The sequence below is a fragment of the Chryseobacterium sp. FW101-FHT12H09 genome (assembly GCF_058790395.1).
Genome location: NZ_JBYTCP010000001.1, coordinates 360492 through 386005 on the forward strand (window position 1 = coordinate 360492; position 25514 = coordinate 386005).

The 25514-nt window shown below is 32.9% G+C and carries 27 protein-coding genes and 1 riboswitch; of the genes, 16 read left to right on the top strand and 11 right to left on the bottom strand.

Annotation, left to right across the window (positions count from 1 at the left end; translation table 11 throughout):
• The first annotated feature begins 66 nt into the window (after positions 1-66).
• The 4 genes from pheA (at position 67) to AC3WRL_RS01595 (ending at position 4880) form a co-directional block, all read left to right on the top strand.
• Positions 67-915 (top strand): prephenate dehydratase, encoded by an 849-nt coding sequence (gene pheA, locus AC3WRL_RS01580; RefSeq protein WP_492329589.1) that lies wholly within the window; start codon positions 67-69, stop codon positions 913-915.
• Between the two features lie 350 nt (positions 916-1265).
• Entirely contained in the window at positions 1266-1973 is a 708-nt protein-coding gene (locus AC3WRL_RS01585) for a hypothetical protein (RefSeq protein WP_261511460.1), read from the top strand.
• Positions 1974-2093: 120 nt separating this feature from the next.
• Complete coding sequence (locus AC3WRL_RS01590) at positions 2094-4331, top strand: DUF2339 domain-containing protein (RefSeq protein WP_492329590.1); 2238 nt, start codon at positions 2094-2096, stop codon at positions 4329-4331.
• A 111-nt stretch (positions 4332-4442) separates the two neighbouring features.
• Positions 4443-4880 carry a hypothetical protein gene (locus AC3WRL_RS01595; protein WP_214833621.1) on the top strand — a complete coding sequence of 146 codons (438 nt, stop codon included), beginning with the start codon at positions 4443-4445 and terminating at the stop codon, positions 4878-4880.
• Positions 4881-4935: 55 nt separating this feature from the next.
• On the opposite strand, the gene AC3WRL_RS01600 is transcribed toward AC3WRL_RS01595, so the two are convergent.
• Positions 4936-6213, bottom strand: a complete 1278-nt coding sequence (locus tag AC3WRL_RS01600; protein WP_214833624.1) for a replication-associated recombination protein A — start codon at positions 6211-6213, stop codon at positions 4936-4938.
• A gap of 101 nt (positions 6214-6314) precedes the next feature.
• Here AC3WRL_RS01600 and yidD point away from each other — a divergent pair, with 101 nt between their 5' ends.
• A complete protein-coding gene (gene yidD / locus AC3WRL_RS01605; protein ID WP_214833626.1) occupies positions 6315-6557 on the top strand; it encodes a membrane protein insertion efficiency factor YidD in 243 nt (80 codons plus the stop codon).
• A gap of 434 nt (positions 6558-6991) precedes the next feature.
• A complete protein-coding gene (lgt, locus tag AC3WRL_RS01610) occupies positions 6992-7858 on the top strand; it encodes a prolipoprotein diacylglyceryl transferase (RefSeq protein ID WP_492329888.1) in 867 nt (288 codons plus the stop codon).
• An 83-nt stretch (positions 7859-7941) separates the two neighbouring features.
• Here the strand turns inward: lgt and AC3WRL_RS01615 are convergent, their stop codons facing one another.
• Positions 7942-9459 carry an NAD(P)H-hydrate dehydratase gene (locus AC3WRL_RS01615; protein WP_492329591.1) on the bottom strand — a complete coding sequence of 506 codons (1518 nt, stop codon included), beginning with the start codon at positions 9457-9459 and terminating at the stop codon, positions 7942-7944.
• A 164-nt stretch (positions 9460-9623) separates the two neighbouring features.
• Between AC3WRL_RS01615 and mscL the strand changes: the two genes are divergently transcribed.
• Positions 9624-10007 carry a large conductance mechanosensitive channel protein MscL gene (gene mscL, locus AC3WRL_RS01620; RefSeq protein ID WP_214833633.1) on the top strand — a complete coding sequence of 128 codons (384 nt, stop codon included), beginning with the start codon at positions 9624-9626 and terminating at the stop codon, positions 10005-10007.
• 55 nt (positions 10008-10062) lie between these two features.
• On the opposite strand, the gene AC3WRL_RS01625 is transcribed toward mscL, so the two are convergent.
• The 3 genes from AC3WRL_RS01625 to AC3WRL_RS01635 all read right to left on the bottom strand — a co-directional run bounded on the left by AC3WRL_RS01625 (position 10063) and on the right by AC3WRL_RS01635 (position 12169).
• A complete protein-coding gene (locus tag AC3WRL_RS01625; RefSeq protein ID WP_492329592.1) occupies positions 10063-11022 on the bottom strand; it encodes a D-2-hydroxyacid dehydrogenase in 960 nt (319 codons plus the stop codon).
• Between the two features lie 95 nt (positions 11023-11117).
• Complete coding sequence (locus AC3WRL_RS01630; RefSeq protein ID WP_214834026.1) at positions 11118-11522, bottom strand: LNS2 domain-containing protein; 405 nt, start codon at positions 11520-11522, stop codon at positions 11118-11120.
• Between the two features lie 230 nt (positions 11523-11752).
• Positions 11753-12169: a carboxymuconolactone decarboxylase family protein gene (locus tag AC3WRL_RS01635; protein ID WP_261511456.1), complete on the bottom strand. Its 417-nt coding sequence runs from the start codon at positions 12167-12169 to the stop codon at positions 11753-11755.
• Positions 12170-12276: 107 nt separating this feature from the next.
• Between AC3WRL_RS01635 and AC3WRL_RS01640 the strand changes: the two genes are divergently transcribed.
• The 4 genes from AC3WRL_RS01640 (at position 12277) to gcvT (ending at position 15284) form a co-directional block, all read left to right on the top strand.
• Positions 12277-13104 (top strand): AraC family transcriptional regulator, encoded by an 828-nt coding sequence (locus tag AC3WRL_RS01640; protein ID WP_492329593.1) that lies wholly within the window; start codon positions 12277-12279, stop codon positions 13102-13104.
• Between the two features lie 111 nt (positions 13105-13215).
• Positions 13216-13725: an isopentenyl-diphosphate Delta-isomerase gene (gene idi, locus AC3WRL_RS01645; RefSeq protein ID WP_214833644.1), complete on the top strand. Its 510-nt coding sequence runs from the start codon at positions 13216-13218 to the stop codon at positions 13723-13725.
• Positions 13726-14196 carry a hypothetical protein gene (locus tag AC3WRL_RS01650; RefSeq protein ID WP_214833647.1) on the top strand — a complete coding sequence of 157 codons (471 nt, stop codon included), beginning with the start codon at positions 13726-13728 and terminating at the stop codon, positions 14194-14196.
• An 11-nt stretch (positions 14197-14207) separates the two neighbouring features.
• A complete protein-coding gene (gcvT, locus tag AC3WRL_RS01655) occupies positions 14208-15284 on the top strand; it encodes a glycine cleavage system aminomethyltransferase GcvT (RefSeq protein ID WP_261511455.1) in 1077 nt (358 codons plus the stop codon).
• A gap of 217 nt (positions 15285-15501) precedes the next feature.
• On the opposite strand, the gene AC3WRL_RS01660 is transcribed toward gcvT, so the two are convergent.
• From AC3WRL_RS01660 to AC3WRL_RS01670, 3 genes are all read right to left on the bottom strand, one after another.
• Positions 15502-15690, bottom strand: coding sequence for a hypothetical protein (locus AC3WRL_RS01660; protein ID WP_492329594.1), 189 nt, complete (start codon positions 15688-15690; stop codon positions 15502-15504).
• Positions 15691-15829: 139 nt separating this feature from the next.
• Positions 15830-16555 carry a hypothetical protein gene (locus AC3WRL_RS01665; protein ID WP_214833654.1) on the bottom strand — a complete coding sequence of 242 codons (726 nt, stop codon included), beginning with the start codon at positions 16553-16555 and terminating at the stop codon, positions 15830-15832.
• Positions 16556-16873: 318 nt separating this feature from the next.
• Entirely contained in the window at positions 16874-17227 is a 354-nt protein-coding gene (locus AC3WRL_RS01670) for an arsenate reductase family protein (protein ID WP_214833657.1), read from the bottom strand.
• Positions 17228-17345: 118 nt separating this feature from the next.
• On the opposite strand from AC3WRL_RS01670, the gene AC3WRL_RS01675 reads away from it, so the two are divergent.
• From AC3WRL_RS01675 to AC3WRL_RS01695, 5 genes are all read left to right on the top strand, one after another.
• Positions 17346-17813: an acyl-CoA thioesterase gene (locus tag AC3WRL_RS01675; protein ID WP_214833660.1), complete on the top strand. Its 468-nt coding sequence runs from the start codon at positions 17346-17348 to the stop codon at positions 17811-17813.
• A gap of 115 nt (positions 17814-17928) precedes the next feature.
• Positions 17929-18765, top strand: a complete 837-nt coding sequence (locus AC3WRL_RS01680) for a GLPGLI family protein (RefSeq protein ID WP_492329595.1) — start codon at positions 17929-17931, stop codon at positions 18763-18765.
• 19 nt (positions 18766-18784) lie between these two features.
• A riboswitch (Fluoride riboswitch) is annotated at positions 18785-18852 on the top strand.
• 30 nt (positions 18853-18882) lie between these two features.
• A complete protein-coding gene (locus tag AC3WRL_RS01685) occupies positions 18883-20187 on the top strand; it encodes a voltage-gated chloride channel family protein (RefSeq protein ID WP_492329596.1) in 1305 nt (434 codons plus the stop codon).
• 57 nt (positions 20188-20244) lie between these two features.
• Positions 20245-21126 carry a LysR family transcriptional regulator gene (locus AC3WRL_RS01690; RefSeq protein WP_214833668.1) on the top strand — a complete coding sequence of 294 codons (882 nt, stop codon included), beginning with the start codon at positions 20245-20247 and terminating at the stop codon, positions 21124-21126.
• 62 nt (positions 21127-21188) lie between these two features.
• Positions 21189-22145: a YeiH family protein gene (locus AC3WRL_RS01695; protein WP_261511449.1), complete on the top strand. Its 957-nt coding sequence runs from the start codon at positions 21189-21191 to the stop codon at positions 22143-22145.
• Positions 22146-22225: 80 nt separating this feature from the next.
• On the opposite strand, the gene AC3WRL_RS01700 is transcribed toward AC3WRL_RS01695, so the two are convergent.
• The 3 genes from AC3WRL_RS01700 to rny all read right to left on the bottom strand — a co-directional run bounded on the left by AC3WRL_RS01700 (position 22226) and on the right by rny (position 25472).
• Positions 22226-22417, bottom strand: coding sequence for a hypothetical protein (locus AC3WRL_RS01700; protein WP_214833674.1), 192 nt, complete (start codon positions 22415-22417; stop codon positions 22226-22228).
• A 168-nt stretch (positions 22418-22585) separates the two neighbouring features.
• The gene (locus tag AC3WRL_RS01705; RefSeq protein WP_214833677.1) at positions 22586-23830 is read right to left on the bottom strand and encodes an MFS transporter; all 1245 of its coding nucleotides are present in this window, start codon (positions 23828-23830) and stop codon (positions 22586-22588) included.
• A 73-nt stretch (positions 23831-23903) separates the two neighbouring features.
• On the bottom strand, positions 23904-25472 hold the full coding sequence (gene rny / locus AC3WRL_RS01710; RefSeq protein WP_214833679.1) for a ribonuclease Y: 1569 nt from the start codon (positions 25470-25472) through the stop codon (positions 23904-23906).
• Between the last annotated feature and the right edge of the window lie 42 nt (positions 25473-25514).

Sequence of the window (25514 nt, forward strand, 5' to 3'; positions counted from 1 at the left end):
TTTATTAAAATAAATAATTTCTTTCCTTTGCTAAACATTAATTTTAGATTTTAATCAAATAGATACATGAAGATTGCATTTCTAGGTCCACACGCGAGCTTTACTCAGCTTGCAACTACACAGCTTTTTCCAAACGAAGATCTTTTACCACAGGCTAATATTTTAGACTGTTTTACTGCAGTAGAAAACGGAGATGTTGATAAAGCTGTAGTTCCTTTGGAAAACTCCATAGAAGGTACAGTTTCTATGACATTGGATTATTTATATAAAACTCCGTCTATAAAAATTGAAGCTGAGGCTGTAATGCCTATAGCCCACCATTTAATGATTCATCCTGATAACAATATTGAAGATATTGAGAGGATTTATTCTCATCCACAGGCTTTAGCACAAAGTTTTCACTTTTTAGATACTCATTATAAAAACGTCCCAAGGCAAGACTTTTCTTCCACTGCGGCGGCGGCTAAATATGTTTCCGAAAATCCAGAAAATAAGATTGCGGCTGTTGCCAATCAGTTTGCGGCTAATCTTTATGGTTTAGAGATCATCAACCGAAATATTCAGGATTTCGAACAGAATCATACCCGCTTCATTGTTATTTCTAAAGAAGGACATTTTTATAAAAATGAAAACCTTGAGATTCTGGGAGAAAAGTCCGGACTCTTAGTTACCCTTCCGGAAGATCATGCAGGAGGTTTACATCAGGTACTCTCTGTATTTGCATGGCGAAAAATGAACCTCAGTAAAATTGAATCAAGAACTTTAAAAACCGGACTTGGAAATTATTTTTTCTACATCAATGTAGCAGGAGAATGGCAACCAATTTTGCATGAAAATGCAATACTAGAGCTGGAATCCATACAAGCAACAGTTGACTTTTTAGGCAATTACAAGGAGTTTCTTTTGGAAAGCTAATTTCACACTTTAATAAAATCATGTAATAATGGCATTATGATGCATTAATGTCACTATTTTAAGCAAAAGCTGTCACATTTCGTGACAGCTTTTTTTTATGTTAACAAAAAATTATTCAACTAAAAGGGATTTATTAGAATTATTTCATTATCTTTAATCCAAAAATAATTTAAGTATAAACACTCATAGTATAAATACGTAATAATATCTTAAATATAATTTATAAATTGTTAAAAATTTTTGACAAACGATAGATTAATATTATATAATATATAACACGCAGGCATAATTTTTGCTGTATAACAACAAAACTAACTAGAGTCAACCATAACAATTTAAACTTTTATAACATGAAAACTAAAATTTCCACTCTAATTCTATCTTTGATAGCAGTTCAGGCATTTTCACAGGTAGGAATCAACACAACAACACCAGCAGCTACCCTAGACGTAAACGGAGACGTGAAAGTAAGAACGGTTCCTACGACGGCAACGACAACAGGGTACAACGTATTAATGTACAATACAGCATCATCAGAAGTTGAACAAGCGAATCCTGCATTATTGGCCAGTGCTTCCAGTACTAACCCAACTCTTTATGCAGCAAAGAAGACAGCTGGGATCAGTTTATTAAGCTTAGGATTATTTCCTAGTGGATTCAGAGCAGTAAATTTCCTTAACGCTGAAAGAACACTTGGTAGTGCTGCATTATTCTCGGATACTGACAACACGTATACAATTCCATCAGATGGGGTTTATGCAATTGGGTTTACGTTCCGTTACGGTACCGGATTACAGGCTTCGATATTAGCAAACTCTCCTGGAGTAGGGATCGTAAGAACAAGAGCAGGTGTAGCTACAACAATAGATAGCCGTGCCTTCAGTGGTGCCAACTTAATTTTATTAAGCTTAACAATTTCAGAATCTAGCTTGAACTCGCTGTATTCTTTACAAACCGGAGATAAAATTTCATTCGGACTTGTTGGATCATCAGTTCTTGACGTAGGTTTATTAGGATCAAGTGTTGCTTCATTCTACATTTACAAAGTGTCTAACTAAGACTTTTATTTAATTTAATCACTATACACCTTTAATCCATCATATGCAGATATGATGGATTAATTGTTTATAACCAATCATACCAAACATTTATCTATATTTGATTAAACAAATGAAAGTATGGCAGAAAATTTCCTAATTATTATGTGTATTGTATTGGTTATAGTTATTTACAACCAACTGAATAATAAAATACGGAAACTTGAAGACAGGATTTCAGATCTGGAGAAGAATAGCAATACTGAAACAAAAACTTATACAAAAGAAGAACAAAAACTTTCTCCACAAATAGCTGCATCTTCGGAAATCCAACAGGAACCGCAATTACTTTCAAACGAAGAAAAAACTGTTCAATCCGAAGTTTTTCCAACAGATAACCAAAAAGACTGGCTTGAACCTATTTTCATTTTTTTCAAACAAAATATCTTAGCCATTATTGGAATTTTCACTCTTGTTCTCGGAATAGGTTATTTTGTAAAATATGCAATTGATAAAAACTGGATCGGCGAAATTGCAAGAGCTGGTATTGGATTTTCTATAGGTTCTGTCATCATTATTACTGGTCATTTTTTAAGAAAAAACTACACGATCTTTTCATCCATTATTCTAGGTGGTGGCATTGCGATCTTATATTTTACGACTACCATAGCATTCCGGGAGTATCATTTGTTTGCTCAAAATACAGCTTTCATAATTACATGCTGTATTACCTTACTCTCCATTATTCTTTCTTATTATTATAAAAGTGAAGTCCTTATTATTTTCTCATTATTCGGAGGGTTTTTAGCTCCATTAATGATAAGTACGGGTCAGAGCAACTATTTGTTTTTATTCACGTACATCTCTGTTTTAAATATTGGAATGCTGATCATTACATTCTTAAAACACTGGAAAAGTGTTGGCGGAATCGCTTTCTTTTTCACTCATCTTTATTTATTATACTGGATTGTAGAAAAGCCTGAAATACTTAGCGTTTATTTCTACCTTATCAGTTATGTGATCTTCTATGCATTTGCATTACTGAATTATATAAAGAAAAATATTCTTTCTTCTCTTGATATTGTATTGCTGGTACTGGTAAATTTCTTTAGTACATTAAGTCTGATCTATATTTTTAATAAGCTTGGATATGAACCTGTAATAATTTTCCCTCTTATTTTTGCTGTTATTAATGGTTTCTTATTATTTAAAGAATACACAAAGAAAAACTTTGGAAGTCATTATTCAGTTTTTGCCGGAATCACAGTAAGTCTTATCACAATTGCCGTCGCTTTACAATTTAAAACTCATTTAATTACCAGTATTTGGGCAATTGAGGCTACACTACTTCTTTTCATATGGAAAAAAACAAAACTCAATATTTTCAAAATATTCTTTTATATCCTTTTTCCATTGGTTATAATCGCTCAGATCATTACATGGTCACAATATTTCACTTTAAAAAATCTTACTTTATTTTTCAACCCTGTTTTTCTTACAAGCTTTATTACCATTATCACAACACTTGCTAATTTAGTTTTACTAAAAAAATTACCAGGAAAAGATTCGTCTGAAAACAACTTCTTCGAAAATGTATTCAAATTATTAAGCTATGCTATTATTTACTTTGCATTGCTATTTGAGCTGATTTATCAAGTATCTGAAAGACCTTTTGTAATAATAGCCAGTTTAGGATTATTATTAAGTCTGTATTACATCATTATTCTATTATTATTAAGTAAGAAGCTGGAAATAAACAAGCTGTTTGATACAGGGTTAATATATATTTTCTTAGTACTTACCGTTATTCATGTTTCATCATGTGGTTCAGAACTGATTATCTCCATTCTATTAAAAGAGTCGTCAATTACCTTTTATGGCATTTACCTCTTATATCTGATTCCTTTTATTTATCTGTATTGGAAACGCTTCCCAACCTTAGATTTTTTAAGAACAAAAATTGCATATTGGTTGGCGGCATGTGCTTTGGTTATCGTTATCAGTTGTGAACTTTATCACCTATATATCTTAGGAAATGCGGTAGATTTTTCAAAACTTTATGAACTTCAAAAACACTTTAGTATTTTATATTTACCGATCATCTGGGCTATTCTCGCAAGTATCTTTATTTATGTTGGACTAAAAAAAGACAATTCCGAATTTAGTAGAATTGGGTTTGTTCTGATAGGTATCATGGTAGTAAAACTCTATGCATATGACGTATGGCAGATGGACAATATCTCCAGGATCATTGCATTTATCTTATTAGGAGTCATTTTATTAGTAAGTTCATTTATGTTCCAGAGATTAAAAAATATGATTAAAAATCTTGTTGATAAAAAGGAAGAAACTGATGAAAGTAAAAATTTAGAATCGTAATAAAATTCATTATTTATACATAATTTTTAATTTACACCAATTTCCTTTTCAGATTTTATTAAAAATACTTATATTTAACAAGTTTTTAATAGTTACCTTATTCTATAGATTATGAAAAAAATCCTCTATTCTTTCTTACTATTCTCTTCGGCTTGTTTATTTGGTCAGAAGAACCCTGCTACTAAATTTGCTGTGGCAAATGATATTGTTGGAACAGTAGATATGTTCAATACTAAAAAAGATTTCGTTCAAAGCATGAATCTTTATAAAACTCCAGCTAACTTACCACAGAATCTTAAAAAATTCGGCTATATCGCGGAAAATGGATTAGCAGAAGTTAAGATTAAAAAAGGTTATGAAAATCTGGATAGATTAACGCTTGGAGAGCTTAACACTTTAAACAATCTACCGAAAGAAACTCCTGTAATGATTGAAGGGTATGAATTCACTAATATGGATACACGTGTCTTTGGTGATATTTTAGCAAAAGTTGAAGTAAAGGACTATAATGGTAAAAAATCATTGTTCGTTACAACTACTAAAAAATAAGAACTGATTTTAAAATATAATTAAAAAGGATACTCACCCGAGTATCCTTTTATTTTTAGTATTTATCATTCCATTTTTTCTTAAGCTCTTCATGAATCTTTTTTTCTGTGGCGTTATTTCCGGGTTCATATAACTTCATGTCTTTGATTTCTTCCGGAAGAAAATCCTGCTCTACAAAGCTTCCTTCATAAGAATGGGCATATTTATAATCTTTACCATAATCGAGATCTTTCATAAGTTTCGTAGGTGCATTTCTAAGATGTAGAGGCACAGGAAGGTTTCCTGTTTTTTTAACCAAAGCTAGCGCTTCATTAATAGCCATATAAGTGGAATTACTTTTAGGCGAAACGGCTAGATATACCGCTGTCTCACTCAAAATAATCCTCGATTCCGGATTACCAATTACATTTACTGCCTGAAAACAATTATTGGCAATCACCAATGCATTCGGATTCGCCAGACCAATATCTTCAGCAGCAAGAATTAACATTCTTCTGGCAATAAATTTAATATCCTCACCCCCCGCAATCATTCTTGCTAACCAATATACTGCTCCATTAGGATCTCCACCACGCATAGATTTTATAAAAGCAGAAATAATATCATAATGCTGCTCTCCATTTTTATCATACAGAGCCATAGTCTCCTGCAGAACAGCAAGAACATCTTCATTCAGAATTTCTTTCGTTTCAGAGTTTTTATACTGACCTAAAACCAGTTCTACAGAATTTATAAGCTTTCTTGCATCACCTCCGGAATACTGGATAAATGCTTCTTTTTCTAATATCTTAAATTCGGTTTTCTCTTCCTCATTGTATCTTTCTGATGCAATATCAACAAGCTCTTCCAATTTTTCATAACTCAGAGCCTTTAAAATATAGACCTGACTTCTTGAAAGTAAAGCAGAAACTACTTCGAAACTGGGGTTTTCTGTAGTAGCACCAATTAATACAATCCATCCTTTTTCTACAGCATGCAACAAAGAATCCTGTTGCGATTTATTAAATCGGTGAATTTCATCAATAAATAAAATAGGAGATTTTCCAGAAAACAGATTCTGTTTTTTAGCTTCATCTATCACATCCCTAACATCCTTTACACCTGATGAAACAGCGGAAAGTTTATAAAATTTCCGACCTGATTTTTCAGAAATTATCTCAGCCAATGTTGTTTTTCCTGTTCCCGGCGGTCCCCACAAAATAAGAGAATTCAAAGCATCATTCTCGATCATTTTTTTTATCGTTCCCTTATCTCCGGTAAGATGCTCCTGCCCTAGAACTTCATTTAAAGTTTTAGGTCTTAATTTTTCAGCTAATGGAATATTTTGATTCAAGATATTTTACAATTTTTGTTTGAATGTTTCAGTTTTAAAAGCCTGAAACTTCTAACAAATTTAAACTAATTTTCATTTTTTTACCCTATTTTTGCACTGTTTTGAAATTAACAATCAATAAAATCATTACTTTTCCTTTGGTAATTTTAATTAAATTTTACCAATGGTTTATCTCGCCCTTACTTCCTAAAAACTGCCGTTATGAACCCACATGCTCACATTATATGGTGGAATCATTGCAGGTTCATGGTATTTTTAAAGGTTTCTGGTTAGGTATAAAAAGAATTTCAAAATGTCATCCTTGGGGAGGAAGTGGATATGATCCTGTTCCCCCAAAGAAATAAAAAATTCAATATAAACTATCAAAAAAATAGAAATGAGTAATATTTTTTTCAGAATTCACCTTGTCGCATTTGCATTCATTACCCAATGTCTTTTTGCACAGGAATACCCGGGAGGTCTATCAGACGGAACTTTAAAAGTGAATTCTACCGAAATTCCCGTAAAAATCTATTCAACAACTGAAGTAGTGAATTTAAGCTCTTTTGTTGATCAGCCGATTAGCAATAATGTTCTGGTAATTCTGAATAAATCAAACTTTGAGCCTGCTTATTATGATTCCAGCTCTCTAATTCTGATCAAATATAAGAATGCTAATTATCAATTTTTTGATAAACACTTCAAGCTGATAAATACTGCTATTACTAAGGAAAATATAGAAACTTTAAAATATGCTGTAAAATCAAGCAAACCAATTACAGCTGCTGATCAAGTTGAGCTGAAAACTCCTTTTAAAATATGGGATCCTTCAAATGGAATTCAGTTAGGTCCGATTACACTTCATTTCTATAGTCTGATGTTCATTTTTGCTTTTGGACTTGGCTATATTATAATGGCAAGAATCTTCAAAATTGATAATGTTAATATAAAATATTTAGAACCTCTTTTTACATGGACTTTAATAGGAACTATTCTGGGTGCAAGATTAGGGCACGTTATTTTCTATCAGCCGGAATTATTTAAAGAAGATTTCTGGAGTGTATTTTTACCAATTAGCACTAAAAATGGCTTGAAATTCACGGGTTTTTCAGGATTGGCAAGTCATGGTGCAACTATTGCATTGATCTTTACTACACTTTATTATTCATTTAAAATTATCAAAAAGAATCCATTTTGGGTATATGACAGAATAGGTATTGTGGTTGCTTTAGGAGGTGCCTTTGTAAGAATGGGTAACTTTTTCAATTCAGAGATCGTAGGCAAGCCTGTTGATCCTAACTCACCATTTGCTTTACTTTTCCCACAACAAAGCAGTGAATATGGTATTACAGTTCCGCGTTATCCTACACAGCTATTTGAAGCATTTGGTTACGTTTGCCTGTTCATCTTATTATGGGTTCTGTATAAGAAAACAGATAAAAAATACCAACAAGGATGGTTATTCGGATTGTTCTTTATCATTCTTTGGGCTGTCAGATTCTTTGTAGAATTTTTAAAAGAACCTCAGGGAGACGAATTTATCCAGATTGGAGGTTTAAATACGGGACAGGTACTTTCTATTCCATTTATGATTGCAGGAGTTGTGATCATGATCATCTCTAGGAAATTTAAAATTACTCCGGAGCAAAATGCTAAACCAGAATAAAATTATTTTCCAATAATATATAAAGCCACAATTAAATTGTGGCTTTTTTTGTAGATCAACTCAAATCAATAGAATACTATAACCTATAATTTACGAGCAATTTTCTTATTAATCCTCTCAAACACATTACCAAATTCATTGATAAGGTCAGTTGGAAGCATTGATTCTTTAGAATATTTTTCAGCCGCATAATCGGCAGCCTTTCCATGTAACCATACCCCAAAAATAGCAGCTTCTTCCTCAGAATATCCTTGTGCCAATAAGGACGTTAGAACTCCTGTCAGAACATCACCACTTCCGCCCTTAGCTAAACCTGCATTTCCGGTAATATTGTAATATACATTTCCTTCCGGAGTAATTATTTGGGCGTGATGATCTTTCAAAACAATATAAATGTGAAATTCATTCGCTTTCTTGCGAGCCAATTCCAACCTTTCAAAAGAATTTTCAGTAGCTCCAAATAGTCTTTCAAATTCTTTCGGATGAGGTGTGATAATTGTATTTTGCGGAATAAGCTTTAAGTTCTTTTTATTTTCTGAAATAATATTCAAGGCATCTGCGTCTAAAACCAACGGCTTAGAATGTTCTTTTAGAAATTGTAAAAAGCTTTTTTGAGTTTCTTCACCTGTACCTATACCAGGACCTATACCACAAAATGAATTTTCATCAATCTCAAAATTATCAATATATTGATCCCCTCCTTTTATAAACATTGCTTCGGGGCATGAAGTCTGCAAAATATTGTATCCACAGTCCGGAGCAAGACTAAAAGTAAGTCCAGCACCTGTTTTCAAAGCAGCTGTTGTTGAAAGTACTGCGGCTCCCATTTTTCCATAACTTCCGGCAACAATAGTTACTTTTCCGTAGGTCCCTTTATGAGAGAACTCAAGCCTAGGTTTAAAGACCCCTTTGATTAGGTCATCATCAATGACAAAATCAGAAGTTTCTGCGGTCGTGATATAATCTTTATTTAAGTCAATATTTAAAACTTCAACTTTTCCTGTAAACTTTCCACTTTCGGGATGTAGAAAACTCTTCTTCCAGAATTGAAAGCTCAATGTGTAATCCGCCTTAAAAACAGAAGAGTTATCATCAGAAATTCCATCAGCAAATAATCCGGAAGGGACATCAATAGAGATTTTAACGGTATTAATTGTATTTAAATAATCAATAAGATCTTTAAATTCACTGTCGAGAACTCTAGATAAACCGGTTCCAAAAAGAGCATCAATGATAAGAGTTTCATGATCGAAACTGTATTGATCAACTTCGTCAAATTTCTTAACTGAAATTCCTGACACCCCTTCTAATCTTTCAAAATTAACCTGGGCATCATCAGAAAATTTTGATTTTGGATTGCTCACAAACACATCTACATCAAAGCCTTCAGTATGCAGTAATCTTGCTATAGCAAACCCATCTCCACCATTATTTCCGTTTCCACAGAAGATCACAAACTTTTTATGACTTTTACAGTGTTCTGATATCCAGTGTGCACATGATTGGGCGGCACGCTCCATTAATTTTATAGATGAAATGTGATCATTCAGTATTGTAAATTGGTCACACTCCCTTATTTGCTCCTTCGTAAATATTTTCATTTCATATTAGTATGCGACTAATTTATAATATTTTTTAATAATGTAAAGGTCATTATCCTACATTCATTTTATTTAAAAAGAATATAAATAAATATCCCACAAAAGCGAAAAAAATAACAATTTTATTTATATTTGTGTTATACACAACTTTAAAAAAATAAATTATGGGATTTGTAAAAGAATTTAAAGAATTTGCAGTCAAAGGCAATGTCATTGATCTTGCAGTAGGGGTGATTATTGGTGCAGCTTTTGGAAAAATTGTTTCATCATTTGTAGAAGATGTAATTACACCTCTTTTACTTAATCCAGCTATGAAAGCTGCAGGTGCTGACAATATCAAAACATTGGCCTGGAATGGTGTTACTTATGGTAACTTTTTAGCTGCAGTCATTAACTTTTTATGTATTGCCTTGGTTTTATTTATGATGATTAAAGGAATTAACAAAATATCAAAACCAAAGGAAGAACCTGCTCCTGCGGGACCCACTGATGATCAAAAATTATTAATGGAAATCAGAGATTTGCTAAAAAATAAAAATAACATATAATAGAAAAACACCTCAATTGAGGTGTTTCTTTTTATTTTAATAATTCCTAAATAAATTAGTGAATCTGTAGTATACTTGAAATTTGTTCTGCTAAGGAAAGACCAATTCTATCCTGAGCTTCTAATGTTGATGCTCCCGTGTGTGGAGTTAAAGAGATTTTTGAATGGTTAAGGATTTCTTTAGAAGGCGTCGGTTCATTAATGAAAACGTCTAATCCGGCAAATTTCACTTTTCCTGAATTCAATGCTTCGATTAAAGCAGCTTCATCAATTACTCCACCTCTGGAACAGTTAACAATCGCTACTCCATCTTTCATGATTTCAAACTCATTCTTTCCTATCATATACCCTTCTTTTTGAGCAGGAACGTGTAATGTAATAAAATCTGAGTGCTTTAAAACCTCTTGCAAAGGTTCAGTTTCAATATCTACATTGATGAACTGGTTATTATAGAATTTTACTTTAATACTGGCGCGTCCCACGTTATTATCAGCCGCAATTACCCTCATCCCAAGACCTAAAGCAATTCTTGCAACTTCCTGTCCGATTCGTCCCATACCAACGATTCCAATCGTTTTTCCTCTTAGTTCAATTCCCTCAGCATATGCTTTCTTAAGGCCTGCAAATTCGGTATCACCTACTAAAGGCATTTTTCTGTTGGAATCCTGTAAAAATCTTGCTCCAGAAAACAAATGTGCAAATACTAATTCAGCAACTGATTCTGATGAAGCAGAAGGTGTATTAATCACATGAATCCCTTTCTCTCTTGCATAATCTACATCAATATTATCCATACCAACACCTCCTCTACCAATAATTTCAATAGATGGGCAGTTATCGATAATATCTTTCCTTACCTGAGTTGCACTACGAACCAGTAAAGTGCGGATCTTATGTTCATTAATATAATCTACCAAAAACTCCTGTGGAACTTTCGCTGTGATTACTTCAAACCCCTTTTCAGTTAATGCATCAATTCCAGATTGATCCAGACCGTCATTTGCTAAAACTTTCATAAATACAGTTTATATTTAAAGTGAAAAGATTTAAAAATTAAAAAATCAAGTGTATTACTTTTTCGTTTAATCTTTAAATCTTTGAATTATATTTTTTAATCTTCTTTGAAAACTTCAATGGTCACTTGCTTTTCTACCAAATCTGTAAACTTCCCTTTATACCTTGTAGCTCGCACCAAGTGGTTATCGATCCAGTGATAATTGCCACCTCTCGGCTTTCCACATAAAACACTATGATATTTAAATCCGTGTTTATCCAGCCAATCTATTGTAATTTGTTTTAAATTTTCAGTACGTGAAGTAAAGAAACAGATCTGATGTCCTTCATCATACCACTTGTTTACCGTTTCCAAAGCATCTGGATAAGGCTCACAAGTAACCATTCTTTCAGGTTCTTCGTTAGGAACATCGTCTGTAATTGTTCCATCAATATCTATTAAATAGTTTTTTACTCCGTCCTTAAGTATTGGACTTATGTGTTCGATATATTCTAGCTCCATCATAAAAATTTGAATTACAAAGTTACAATTTTTACGGTGAAGACTATTGTTAAACTTGATTTATATTGAATTTAAACCATTATAATCGCTATTCAATGAATAAAATAAACAATATTACTACTGATTTCATAATTTTGATTGAAATTTTTCTGTTATGGCTCAATTCAATTCCCGGAAATAACCTCAATTTTAAAGTTATTTCCGGGAATTATGCAAACAATTAATATCATCTAGAATTTTTCTCCTAAACTAATTCTTAAACGGTTCAAAGCGTTCATCAAAGAAATACTGGAGGTAAGTTCTACAATTTCTTTCTCAGAAAATTTTGACTTTAATTCTCTTAGTAAGGGATCAATGTCTTCTGTTAAACCCGTTACGGCATCTGCCCATCTTAAGACTAAGAGTTGTTTATCATTGAATGATATGGAATGTTTATATCCTGGTATTTTATCAATTAAAGATTGTTCAATTCCCATTTCTCTCAATTCAGCAGAATGAAAACTACAACAATAAGCACATCCATTTAATTGAGATATTCTTAGTTCAGCCAATGCAATAAGCTGATTATCAATTTCAGAATTTCTAATACTTGAATGAGCCTGATATAAATGCCCTACCGTTTGCTTTGCAATACTTTTATAATCCATCTTTTTTTTACAAAATTATAGAGATTCCTGCCTTTGAAAGGGTATAAAAAAGAGAACATTGAGTACAAATAAAAGATTTACTTTTGTACGATCTAATCAATGTTGAGATGGACCATATACGAGAGCTTATTGAAATAGAAATAATAGAATTATCAGAATGGAAAGATCGTTTTCGTAAAAATAGTTTCTTTGAATTGGTATTTATACTTGATGGAAAAGGAATACAAAGTATTGAATATAAAACCCAGGATTACAAGCCGAATGATTTTTTTCTTCTACCCTATTCAGAGTGTCACGCATATGAGATTATTGAACCCACAAAGTTTTTATTTATTCGGTTTACAGAACATTATTTTAAAAATCTTAAAAACACGAAGATCAATTATTCCCTGTGGTATAGCAAACTAAACTATATTATCGGATTTTATAACTTCAGTCTGGGACTTCCTTTTAACAATATCAAAGAAAGAGATCAGGTAAAAAGATTGTTTGAAATAATTGCTAATGAAAAGGATCAGGCTTCAGAATATTCAGAAACACTGATAGCCAATTCACTTTCATCCATACTAACAATAATAAGTTCAAAATTAATCAGCGAAAAAGAAAAAGGTGATCATAAATTTTCAGAGATCATTCAACATATCAATCAAAATATCATCAATGAAGATCAATTATCCATTGCCTATCTTTCTGAAAAATTTAATATTTCCAATAAATATTTCAGTGAGTATTTTCGAAGGAAATCTGATGAATCACTAAAGGAATATATTCAGAAAACAAGGCTGCAGATAGCAGTTAACAGGATAAAATACACCCAAAATCCTTTGCAGGAGATTGCTTGGAGTTTAGGTTTTACAGATGGGAGCCATTTAAATAAAACTTTAAAAAAGCATTTTGGACTCTCTTCATCTGCATTAAGAAAAGAGGAAAAGTAGCAGTACGTTCAATGAGTTCTTAAATTTCACTATTTCTCTTTGTAGTTCACTCTTATATGATGTTTTACCAAAAATTTCCAAAATACATTTATTAAACTTACATTTGTAGGAATGGAAGAATTGGTAGTCTTAGTAAATCACGACGACGATGTTTTAGGTTTGATGGAAAAACAGCAGGCTCACGTTAACGGCTTGCTACACCGTGCTTTTTCAGTATTTTTATTTAATGATAAAGGAGAGATGCTTTTGCAAAAAAGAGCTTCTAAAAAATATCATTCTCCTAACCAATGGACCAATGCCGTATGCTCACATCCAAGAAATGGTGAAAGCTATTTGGAAGGTGCAAAACGTAGAGTAAAAGAAGAATTAGGAATAGAAACTGAGCTTTCAGAAAAATTCAACTTTATTTATAAAGCTGATGTTGGTGGTGGGCTATGGGAGCATGAATTAGATCATGTATTTGTAGGAAATTATGGTGCTGATTTTAATTTAAATAAAGAAGAAGTTGACGAGGTAAGGTATATTTCCATGAATGACCTGGACAAGGAGATCCTCGAAAATCCAACAAATTTCACAGAATGGTTTAAGATCATTCTGGAAGAATATAAACATCATTTTTAGATGAAAAAGAACCTGATAGTAGTAATTACATGTATGCTTGGATGCCTTTCATTTGCTCAGAAAGCAAACACTTATGAAAGTGCCAACTATTCAATTAATGTTCCCGAAGGATGGAAATCAACCAATGACGAGGGCATTGTAAATGTTTTTCCAACCAATGAGATCGGAGCCATCACTATTTCAGAGTATCACGATCTTAATATTCCAAAGGAAGAAACAAAAAAATTCATCCTTGCTCTTTATAAATCCAAGGACGAAGAAAGTAAAATAAAAGCCAGCAAAGGTAAGAAAGGATATACTGAATACCTTTATGAGTATTTTGATGAACATGATAAATTGTTCTGGATCACCAAAGTTTTTCAAAAGGACAAAAACCTGTTTCTTATATCCATAAATTGTGGACAAAAATATTGGAACGGTAATTATATGAACCTTTTCAACGAGACTTTCAATAGTTTTAAAATAAAGTAATAGAAATAAATATGAAGAAAACAGCCTTGTACGACAAACACGTTTCTTTAGGAGCGAAAATAGTACCTTTCGCAGGCTTCGAAATGCCTGTACAATATTCCGGAGTTACGGAAGAACATTTTGCAGTAAGAGAAAAAGCGGGAATATTCGATGTTTCTCACATGGGACAATTTTTTATTGAAGGACCTGGTTCTAAAGAGCTTTTACAATTCGTTACGACAAACAATGTAGATGCTTTGGAAAAAGGAAAAGCTCAATATTCTTGTCTTCCTAATGAAGATGGTGGAATTGTAGATGATCTTATCGTTTATCAAATGGACGATGAAAAATATTTCGTGGTTGTAAACGCTTCAAACATAGATAAAGACTGGAATCATATTTCAAAATACAACACTTTTGGTGCTAAAATGACCAATGCTTCTGATGATATGTCTCTTTTAGCAATCCAAGGTCCTAATGCTACAGCAATTCTTCAAAAGTTAACTGATGTAAACCTATCTGAGATTCCTTATTACAATTTCACTGTAGGATCTATAGCAGGAATAAATGACGTTATTATTTCGAATACAGGTTACACTGGAAGCGGAGGATTTGAAATTTATTTCAAAAATGAAAATGCTGTAACACTTTGGGATGCAATAATCAAAGCTGGAGAAGCAGAAGGAATCATCCCTTGTGGATTAGCTGCCAGAGATACTTTAAGACTTGAAAAAGGATTCTGTCTGTATGGAAATGATATCGATGATACTACTTCTCCTATTGAAGCTGGCTTAGGATGGATCACAAAGTTTGATAAGGATTTTATTTCTAAAGATACTTTTGCAAAACAAAAAGAGGAAGGGGTTACCAGAAAATTAGTAGCCTTTGAACTTCAGGACAAAGGGGTACCAAGACATGATTACCCTGTGGTAGATGCCGAAGGAAATGTTATTGGAAAAGTAACATCCGGAACACAATCTCCAATGAAAAAAATTGGGTTGGGATTAGCTTATGTTGCTAAACCACACTTTAAATTAGGTTCCGAGATCTTTATTCAGGTTAGAAACAAGAATATTCCTGCAAAAGTGGTGAAAGCTCCTTTTGTATAATTAAAATAATATTTTAAATAAAAACACCGTAGAATTGTTTCTACGGTGTTTTATTTTTAATGTTGGATCATTATATCCCTGCTCAGCATTACAAAGTAATACAGGCTGCTTCCACTGTACCGCAGATCAGTGAACAAATTTTGCTAAAAAGGTTTACTTTTCTATTAGCTAGAATTAAAAAGAAAAGAGACTGTAAACAATATAATCTCTTTCTAAATTATCTACATATACAGCAGAGTCTTCTATCTGGAGTACATACATCCCCAACTCCAGGTGTGTTAGAGACCACTCCGCCTCCACCGCCACATAAGAAGTCACAATTTGGGACCGGAGGTCTTACACCACCACTAATTTGTCTCAAGTCTGCTCTGCTTAAGCTTTTGATTTTTTGAACATTTGTAATCATGATAATATTTTTTTTGGTATTAACAAATATAGAGTTTTCACCTATACCATTTATATTCACTACAAAAATATTAATGCTAAATAACTGAAATAAAGGCTTATAAAACAAAATCGTTTATTTCGAAAGTTCAAAGAATTAATTATGCGGGAGCACCTTCCATCCATCTTCTCATCTGTACCCTGTGCGCTGGAGTTTCTTCTACTCCACCTGCTAAAACATCAAGTACTTTATCCCATAAACTCTTTTTCTTCGATTGAGATTCTTTCAGTTCATTATAAGCTTCTAAGTATTCTTTCTCATATTTGTAAGCCTCATCATCAGAATAATTCCAAGGAATATGCTTGAGAATATCATTCGTCAACATATCAATTTCTTCAGGTTTTAAAGCTTCCATCATCGCAAGCTTCAGCTTATAAGTCTCTGCTATTGACAAAATACGCCCAACGTTAGCTGAAATAATCTGCCATATATCTTCCCATTTTTGAAGATTTTCTTTGATAAAAATTACATTCCCAATCTTTTGTAATTCTTCTAAAGTATTGATTACAATTTCCCTATAATGATCATGAGTCTGCCAGATTTCCAACAGATTCGAGCAATCTTTATTTTTAAATTTATCTTCGAGACTTTGAAGGATACCCAGCAGTATAGAAGTGTTTTCTAACAATTTCGCTTTTTCATTGATCCATAAATTAATGACAATACTATCATTACTGGCAACTATTAATTTTCCGGCTTCAGAAATCTGCTTTGTTGCTTCATCATTACTGTCCTTTATTTCCTGGTTGCTCAATCTAATATCTACACTAAGCTTTCTTAAGCTTTGTACAGCTTTAATTACAGGATTAAATTCTTTTTCCATCATAACTTTATTTTTATTTGTGTTTTTATAATTATTGATGAAAAAAAATACTTAATACAGACTTTATAGCCTTAAAAGAATTAAGAAGGGAATTATTTTTTCATCATTGCGAACATACAAAAAAAATAAAATTCGAAATTTTGATTAAATTTCTATAGAAAAGCAAATATCCAGTAGATCTTACTGGATATTATTTAGTTTATATTTATTTATAGTCTAAAATATTTAAAATCAGAAATTAAATTTGCAATCAACTGTAATTTTAAGTTTTTATTAAAATTCGTGAATACAATTTTAATTTTATAAGTCAAACGATTACAATCAGTTAGCCTTAAAAAACTCTTTAAGATTCTCAACATTGGTCTTATCATTCCCTACAAAAATTTCTGTATCAGTAATAAAAACTGGACGTTTTAAAAATGTATAATGGTCCAATAATAAATTTTTGAAGTCATTTTCCTGTAAAGATTTTACATCTAATTCCCTTAATTTTATTTGAGTAGATTTTTTGCTGAACAACGCTTCATAAGATTTTGTCTTTTTATACATCTCAGCCAATTCTACTTCCGTAATTGGTTCTTTTTTAATTTCTCTAAGCTCCCAACCTGAGAGATCAAACTGTGCTAATATTTTTCTGCAGGTATCGCAGGTATTTAGATGGAATACTTTTTTCATCTTTTACTATGATTTTTAATTGTCCTAAAAAGCTTCTTGTAAGCTTTGATTCTTCAAAATTATGATTTAATCCAGGACTTTGAAAATTATTAAATATCTTTATTCAAATTTTATAAAAATGGAGAACAAGCCTATTACGTTTCAATTTATCTCGGAACCGTCAGATGTTAATTATGGAGGAAATGTTCACGGAGGAAGCGTGATGAAATGGATCGATCAGGCAGGCTATGCTTGTGCTACAACATGGAGTGGAAATTATTCGGTAACTGTTTATGTGGGTGGAATTCGTTTTTATGAACCTATTAAGATCGGAGAAATTGTAAAAGTAGAGGCCCAGGTAATTTATACGGGTTCTTCGAGTATGCATATTTCTATTAATGTATTTTCAAGAAATCTTAAACAGCCAACTTTTGATAAAAAAACACATTGTATTATTGTTTTTGTTGCTGTTGATGAAAATGGTAAAAAATTGCCTGTCAGAAAATGGATTCCTGAAACTGAAACTGAAAAGCAACAAGAGCAGTATGCTAAACGATTAATGGATCTTAGAACTCAGATTGAAGATGAGATGAAACCTTTTTTGTGACAAAATTCAAGCTCCGAGGTATGCGATTCATATGAATGAAGTTGAGAATGTGATGATAAGATACATGAAAAACGATATGTAATAATTATATATAATAAAACATCCTGCCCCTATCATGAAAAATATTCTAACATTATTTGCGGTACTTGTTATCGTTTTCTTGCAGTCTCAGACTCATCGCTTTATTTATGAACTCCAGTGTAAAATGGATTCTACGGAAACGGGCTATGAAAAGCTAAATATGATTCTGGATATTACCCCCAAAGAAGTTAAATTTTATGGGCAAAACCTGATGACTACAGATTCCTTAAATAAAAAATTTGGAATGAACTCCAGTCATACTGATATGTCCGGACAGGTTGTCAAGAGAAAAACTAATTCTTTTGATAATGAAAACTTCATTAATATAAAAGCCGGCTACTACTCATTTAAAACTACCGACAAGATTAACTGGAATATATCTGATGAAATCAAAAAGGTTGAGAATTATACTTTACAGAAAGCGACCACAAACTTTGGAGGAAGAAACTGGATCGCATGGTTTTGCAAAGATATTCCGTTTAATGAGGGACCTTTCAAATTTCGTGGATTGCCGGGATTAATTTTTGAATTATCAGATTCAAATAAAAATTTTATCTATCACCTTGTAAAGAGCGAGAAACTTACCGGAATATTCTCAACCGAAGATTTTCTGGAATCTAATTTCGGAAACAAAGCGATCCCTATTAATGAGAAGCAAAAACAGAAACTAATGTTGGAGTTTTACAATGACCCTTTTGCCTTTGAAAGAACGAATTTCAGTAAAACCAATACTAATCTGAATATCAACATCAATGGAAAAGAAATTCACACCGTAGATGAGCTCAACACGCAGACCAAAAGTATGCAGGAGGTCATAAAAAAATACAATAATCCGATTGAGATTAATAAGGCGATGCACTACAAAAATTAATATTAATTTCTATCTTTGTAACCGAAAAGGAAATGGTGTTCTTCCTTACCCAACCGCTTTACAAAAGCTGATGACGCCTGATTAATAGATTATCAACCGTAATTAATCAGGATTATTATGTCTAAAAATTCACGAACAGTAAACAAAAAAGTACGATTTCACTCAAGGTTTTTCTTTAGGAAATTTCCTGCAATTCCTTATATATTAAAATGGCTTTGCATCAGTATTATTATCGGAGCTGCTGCGGGAAGTGCATCTGCAGGTTTTCTAAAGTCGTTGGAATGGGCTACAGATTTTCGGGAAAATCATATTTGGATCATTGCTTTTCTGCCTGTTGCAGGATTTTTAATAGGCTTACTATATCATTACTTTGGACAGAATGTTGAAGCAGGTAATAATTTACTGATTGACACTATTCATGATCCCAAAGAAACCATTCCTTTCAAAATGGCTCCTTTTGTATACCTTGGAACAATAGTCACTCATTTTTTCGGAGGTTCAGCTGGTCGGGAAGGAACGGCAATACAAATGGCCGGGGCAATCGCAGATCAGCTCAGCAAACCTTTTAGATTAGATAAAACTGAAAGAAGGATCTTAATTATTTCTGCCATTGCTGCTGGTTTCGGTTCTGTTTTTGGAACTCCTTTAGCCGGAGCATTATTTGGTTTGGAAGTTTTTTTAATAGGAAGAATACGCTATAATGCCATCTTTCCGGCTTTTGCTTCTGCTATTTTTGCAGACTGGGTCACAAATCTCTGGCAGGCTAAACATACGCACTATCATATTGACCTTATTCCCAAACTTGAACTTTCGCCTATTCTCTATAGTATTTTGGCGGGAATCGCTTTTGGAATTTGTGCTGCAACGTTTAGTAAAATGATTCATTGGATCGGAACTATTTTTAAATCAAACATTAAATATCCTCCATTTCGTCCTATTGTAGGTGGTAGTATTGTTGCTATTGCCGTATTTGCAATTGGAACCACAAAATATATCGGTTTAGGGATTCCTACCATAGTTGAATCATTTAATACTCAACTTCCGGTTTATGATTTTGCTTTAAAAATGATTTTTACCATCATCACTCTAGCCGCCGGGTTTAAAGGTGGTGAAGTAACACCTTTATTCTTTATTGGCGCTACTCTGGGAAGTGCTTTATCATTATTTATGCCGCTTCCTGTAGGTCTTTTAGCGGGAATGGGGTTTGTAGCCGTCTTTGCTGGCGCCACGAATACTCCTTTAGCCTGTATGCTTATGGGTATAGAATTGTTTGGAGCTGAGTCCGGAATCTATATCGCAATTTCATGTATCGTTTCTTATTTATTATCCGGGCGAAATAGTATCTACCTCAAACAAAGAATTGGACAATCTAAGAATAGCAGATATGAGAGTGATCAGGACAAAAGCTTTTCTGATCTTTAATTAAAATTCTTATGATCAATTTAAGTAAGTTTGTGTATTCTAAATTTGCACTTTACAATGTTTGATTACAGACTCAAGGTTTTCTATACAGTTGCTTCAAGGCTGAGCTTTACAAGAGCGTCTGAGGAGTTGAATATCTCACAACCAGCAGTCACAAAACATATTAAAGAAATAGAAAATCAACTTAATACTAAATTATTTGACAGAAAAGGTACTTCTATTCAACTAACGCGCAGTGGAATCGTACTTTATGAATATGCAGAAAAAATTCGGAATATTTACAGAGATCTCGAGTTTGAAATTCATCAACTGAACTCAGAACATAAAGGAAAATTAATAATCGGGGCGAGTACAACAGTTGCCCAATATATTCTTCCTGAGATCCTCGCCAAATTTCATTCTTATTATCGGGATATAAAAATTGAACTGTTAATTTATAATACAGAAGTTATATCAACACTTTTAAAAGACGGCAAAATAGATCTGGGTATCATAGAAGGGGAATCTCAATCTGCTTATTTTAATTATGAAATCTTTAAAGCAGATGAGATTGTACTTGTGGCAAAAGCCAATCATCCACTGGTAAACAAAACTTTGAATCTAAAGAATCTATATACTATAGATTTAATTTTCCGGGAACAGGGTTCAGGAACACAGGAGTTTATTCAAAACCGCATAAAGGAAAAAGGAATTGATATTGAAAATCTTAATGTAATCATGCAATTAGGAAATAGTGAAAGTATTAAAAACTATTTATTACATTCAGACTGCATGGCTTTTTTATCCATCAGTACTGTTTTGAATGAATTGAAAAACAATACGTTAAGCATCATTGATATTAAAAATTTCAGTATCGAAAGAAATTTTCATTACATCCTTCCAAAAGGAGATCAATCTGAACTCATAAAACTCTTTTTAAAATTCATCAGTTATAACTAAAAGTTATCCAATATAACAAAATACGATTTACTTTGTAATTATAAATTGTAGAATTTTGAAGCATGAATTCAAAACTTTACAACACGATCGGTTTCATTCAAAATGAGAGCACAAAAAAAATAATTTTTATTGGATTAGCAATTGCTACCCTCATTCCATGGGTTTCATCACCAATTGCTTTAGCATTAGGGTTTATACTGGCGGTATTTTTAGGCAATCCGTTTGAAAAGTATCTTCATCAATACATCCATTTGCTGCTTCAGATATCAATTGTAGGTTTAGGCTTCGGATTGAAACTTAATGAAGCATTACAAGCTGGAAAAACAGGATTGATATTAACTGTTATCAGTATTTCAACGGTAATGATTTTAGGATACTTTTTAGGAAGAGTCTTTAAACTTGAAAAGCAATTAACCTATTTACTTTCAGTGGGAACTGCAATTTGTGGGGGAAGTGCTATAGCAGCTACCTCTCCTATTATTAAGCCTAGTACTAAGCAAATCTCCTTAGCATTGGCCATCGTTTTCACTTTAAATTCAATCGCTTTATTTGTTTATCCTGCTATTGGAAACGCTTTACACCTATCTCAGGAACAATTTGGATTGTGGTGCGCAATAGGCATTCATGATACCAGTTCTGTAGTAGGAGCAGCCAGTAAATTCGGAAATGAGGCATTAAAAATAGCAACAACTGTAAAACTGGCTCGTGCCTTGTGGATTATTCCTGTTTCTATAATCACTATGTTTATTTTTAAAAATAAAGAATCAAAAATTAAGATTCCATGGTTTATCGCGTACTTTATTCTGGCAATATTATTAAATACTTACATTCCATTTTTTGAAAACTTCAGCTCGATAATAACATCCATTTCAAAATCCGGACTAAATTTAACACTATTCCTAATTGGCTCTACCCTTTCACTACAGACATTAAAAACAATAGGTTTAAAACCACTAGCTGTAGCTATACTGTTATGGATTACAATAAGTATTGGAAGCTTATTATATATTATTCATTAAAAAGAACAAAAGCTCTTTGGATAACCAAAGGGCTTTTGCATATTAAATGTGGAAATGTTTATTTCTTATTGAAATAGTTCTTAGATCGCTGATTGATCACAAGTATATACTTGTGGACAAGCAATATACTGAATGCAGTATTTTGGACCGGTTACAGATCCTGAGCAACTGCATCCACATAAAGAAAGATCTGGATTACCTATACCACCTACGATGTTTTTAAGCTCTCCTTTGTTTAATTTCTTAGCGTTTTTAAAAATGTTGTTTGACATGTGATTTGATTTTGAGATTGAACAATATAGTTTAGTGATTTCAAATTTAAACAAATAATTAATATTCAAGGCATAGTTTTATGAAAAAATTCATAATTAATTTATATTCTAATAGTTATTAAATTAACTATATAAAAATCAATGCAATAAAATATTAAACACCTCATATTATTCGGTAAATTCAAGGTCTTTATTATGTGTTTCGGAAATAGTGATCGCAGAATAAAATGCAAGCCCAAAAACGACCAGTCCTACAATGGCAGCACTTATGATCACTGTGAAATTATGTTTAAGGAGATCAAATGCTAAGATCATTACAGGTACCAATCCTCTTACCATATTAGGAACCGTAGTGGTCGCTGTATTTCGGATATTGGTTCCGAACTGTTCTGCAGCCAGGGTTACAAACATAGCCCAATATCCTGTTCCCAATCCCAGCCATACACAGAAAATGTAATACTTGGTTTCTGTATTTGTATTTCCAAAAAGCATTATTACCACCCCAACTAAAGTGAAAGCAAGCATATAAAAAATGGCCATTTTTCTTGATTTCAAGAGGTGTGAAATAAATCCACTCATCAGATCGCCTATTGAGATCCCAACATAACCCCACATAATTGCTTTTCCTGGGTTTATTTCTTTTATCCCCATCTCAGGTGCAAACTGATTGGCTAAAACAGCAAGAATACCAATGCAATACCATGTTGGAAGGCCAACAGCAATACACTTAATATAACGTATAAAACGATCTTTATTGGTAAAAAAAGAAAGAAAGTTTCCCTTTGAAACGGTCGTTTTATGTTCAATGTTTTTATAAATACCAGATTCGGAGACACTTATCCTTAAAAATAAGAGCATAATACCTAAAACACCACCAATGATATAAGAAATATTCCAGCTTCCTGCCAGCTCCACAGTTAGTTGTGCAACTACAGCTCCCATTAATCCGAAGCCAGCAACAACAGATGTTCCAATTGCTCTCAGGCTTTTAGGAAGGCTCTCAGAAACCAGTGTAATTCCAGCTCCCAGCTCTCCAGCCAGTCCAATACCTGCAATGAATCTTAATCCTGCATATTGATATACCAAATGTTCTTTTGGAAAGTATGGCAAGAACCCGCAGGCTATATTTGCTAAAGAATAAACAAGAATAGAACCGAATAATACGGAAAGTCTTCCTTTTTTATCTCCAAAAATACCCCAGAAAACACCACCAATCAGCAAACCTATCATCTGACAATTTAGAATAAAGGTACCATCAACATCGGGATTTAGACCCAAAGCTTTTAAACTGGGAATTCTTACAATACCAAATAAAAGGAGGTCATAAATATCTACAAAATAGCCTAAGGCAGAAATAATTACCGGAATAGAGAAAATGTACTTCAGTTTTGAAGACATGGATAGTTCTTGCATTTTTAAATTTTGATAAAAATAAAAAACCTTTCAATTTCTTGAAAGGTTTTTATAGAATATCTTTATTAAATTATTATCTGGCAATATTCACAGCTCTCGTCTCTCTGATTACTGTTACTTTTACTTGTCCAGGATATGTTAATTCGTTCTGGATCTTTTCAGAAATGTCATAAGATAACTGAGAAGCGATCTCATCATTTACTTTTCCACTTTCAACCATTACTCTTAGCTCTCTCCCTGCCTGAATAGCATAAGCACTGGATACACCTTCAAAACTTAATGCTGCAGATTCAAGATCTTTCAGTCTTTGAATATAAGATTCCAATACCTGACGTCTCGCTCCTGGTCTTGCTCCTGAGATAGCATCGGCGACCTGAATAATCGGTGATAATAAAGAGGTCATTTCAACTTCGTCGTGGTGAGCTCCAATCGCATTGATTACTTCTGGGTTTTCACCGTATTTCTCAGCCCACTGCATTCCTAATAAAGCATGTGGAAGTTCAGATTCCTGTTCAGGAACTTTACCAATATCGTGTAAAAGACCTGCTCTCTTAGCTAATTTTACATTTAATCCTAATTCAGCGGCCATTGTCGCAGCTATGTTTGCTACTTCTCTGGAGTGCTGTAATAGGTTCTGTCCATAAGAAGAACGGTATTTCATTCTACCTACGATTTTAATCAATTCAGGGTGTAATCCATGAATTCCTAAGTCTATAATTGTTCTTTTTCCAACTTCAATAATTTCCTCTTCAATCTGTTTTCTTGTCTTTTCTACAACTTCTTCAATTCTCGCAGGGTGAATTCTTCCGTCCGTAACTAATCTGTGAAGAGATAATCTTGCGATCTCTCTTCTTACTGGATCGAAACATGAAAGTAGAATAGCTTCCGGGGTATCATCTACAATAATTTCCACTCCTGTTACCGCTTCCAATGCACGGATATTTCTACCCTCTCTACCGATAATTCTACCTTTTACTTCGTCAGATTCAATATTGAATACAGATACAGAGTTTTCAATGGCCTGTTCTGTTCCAATTCTCTGGATCGTCTGAATAACGATCTTTCTCGCCTCTCCTTTAGCATTTAACTGAGCCTCTTCCATGATACTCTGAACATGCGCCTGAGCTCTGGTCTTAGCTTCTGCTTTCATTGATTCTACCAATTCAGCTTTAGCTTCCTCAGCAGTATAATTTGATATCTTTTCAAGAATCTCAACTTTTTTAGAAGTTACAGAATCTAACTCTTGTTGTTTCTTATCTAAGATCTCAATTTTCTTAGCATAATCTGCAATCTGTTTATCCAGATCCTTTTCAAGCTTTCCAGTCTTACTAAGCTCATCATTCAGCTTATTTTCTTTATCTTTTGTTCTCTTTTCAACCTCTTGGATCTTCTTTTCACGAACCTGAATATCAGCATCATGTTGAGATTTCAATTCAAGGAATTTTTCTTTAGCTTGAAGGTTCTTTTCTTTTTTTATGGATTCGGCTTGTACGTTAGCTTTTTCTATAAGGTTTTCAGCATTTTTCTTTGCATCATCTATAATAAATTTTCCCTTAGCATTGAGTGAGCTTTTAGAGAAAAGAATCCCTATTACTGCACCAATCACCAAGCAAATAACGCCGACTATAATGGCTGTTGTCATATATATTGAGTTTTAATTGTCTTTAATATTTAAAATAAAAAA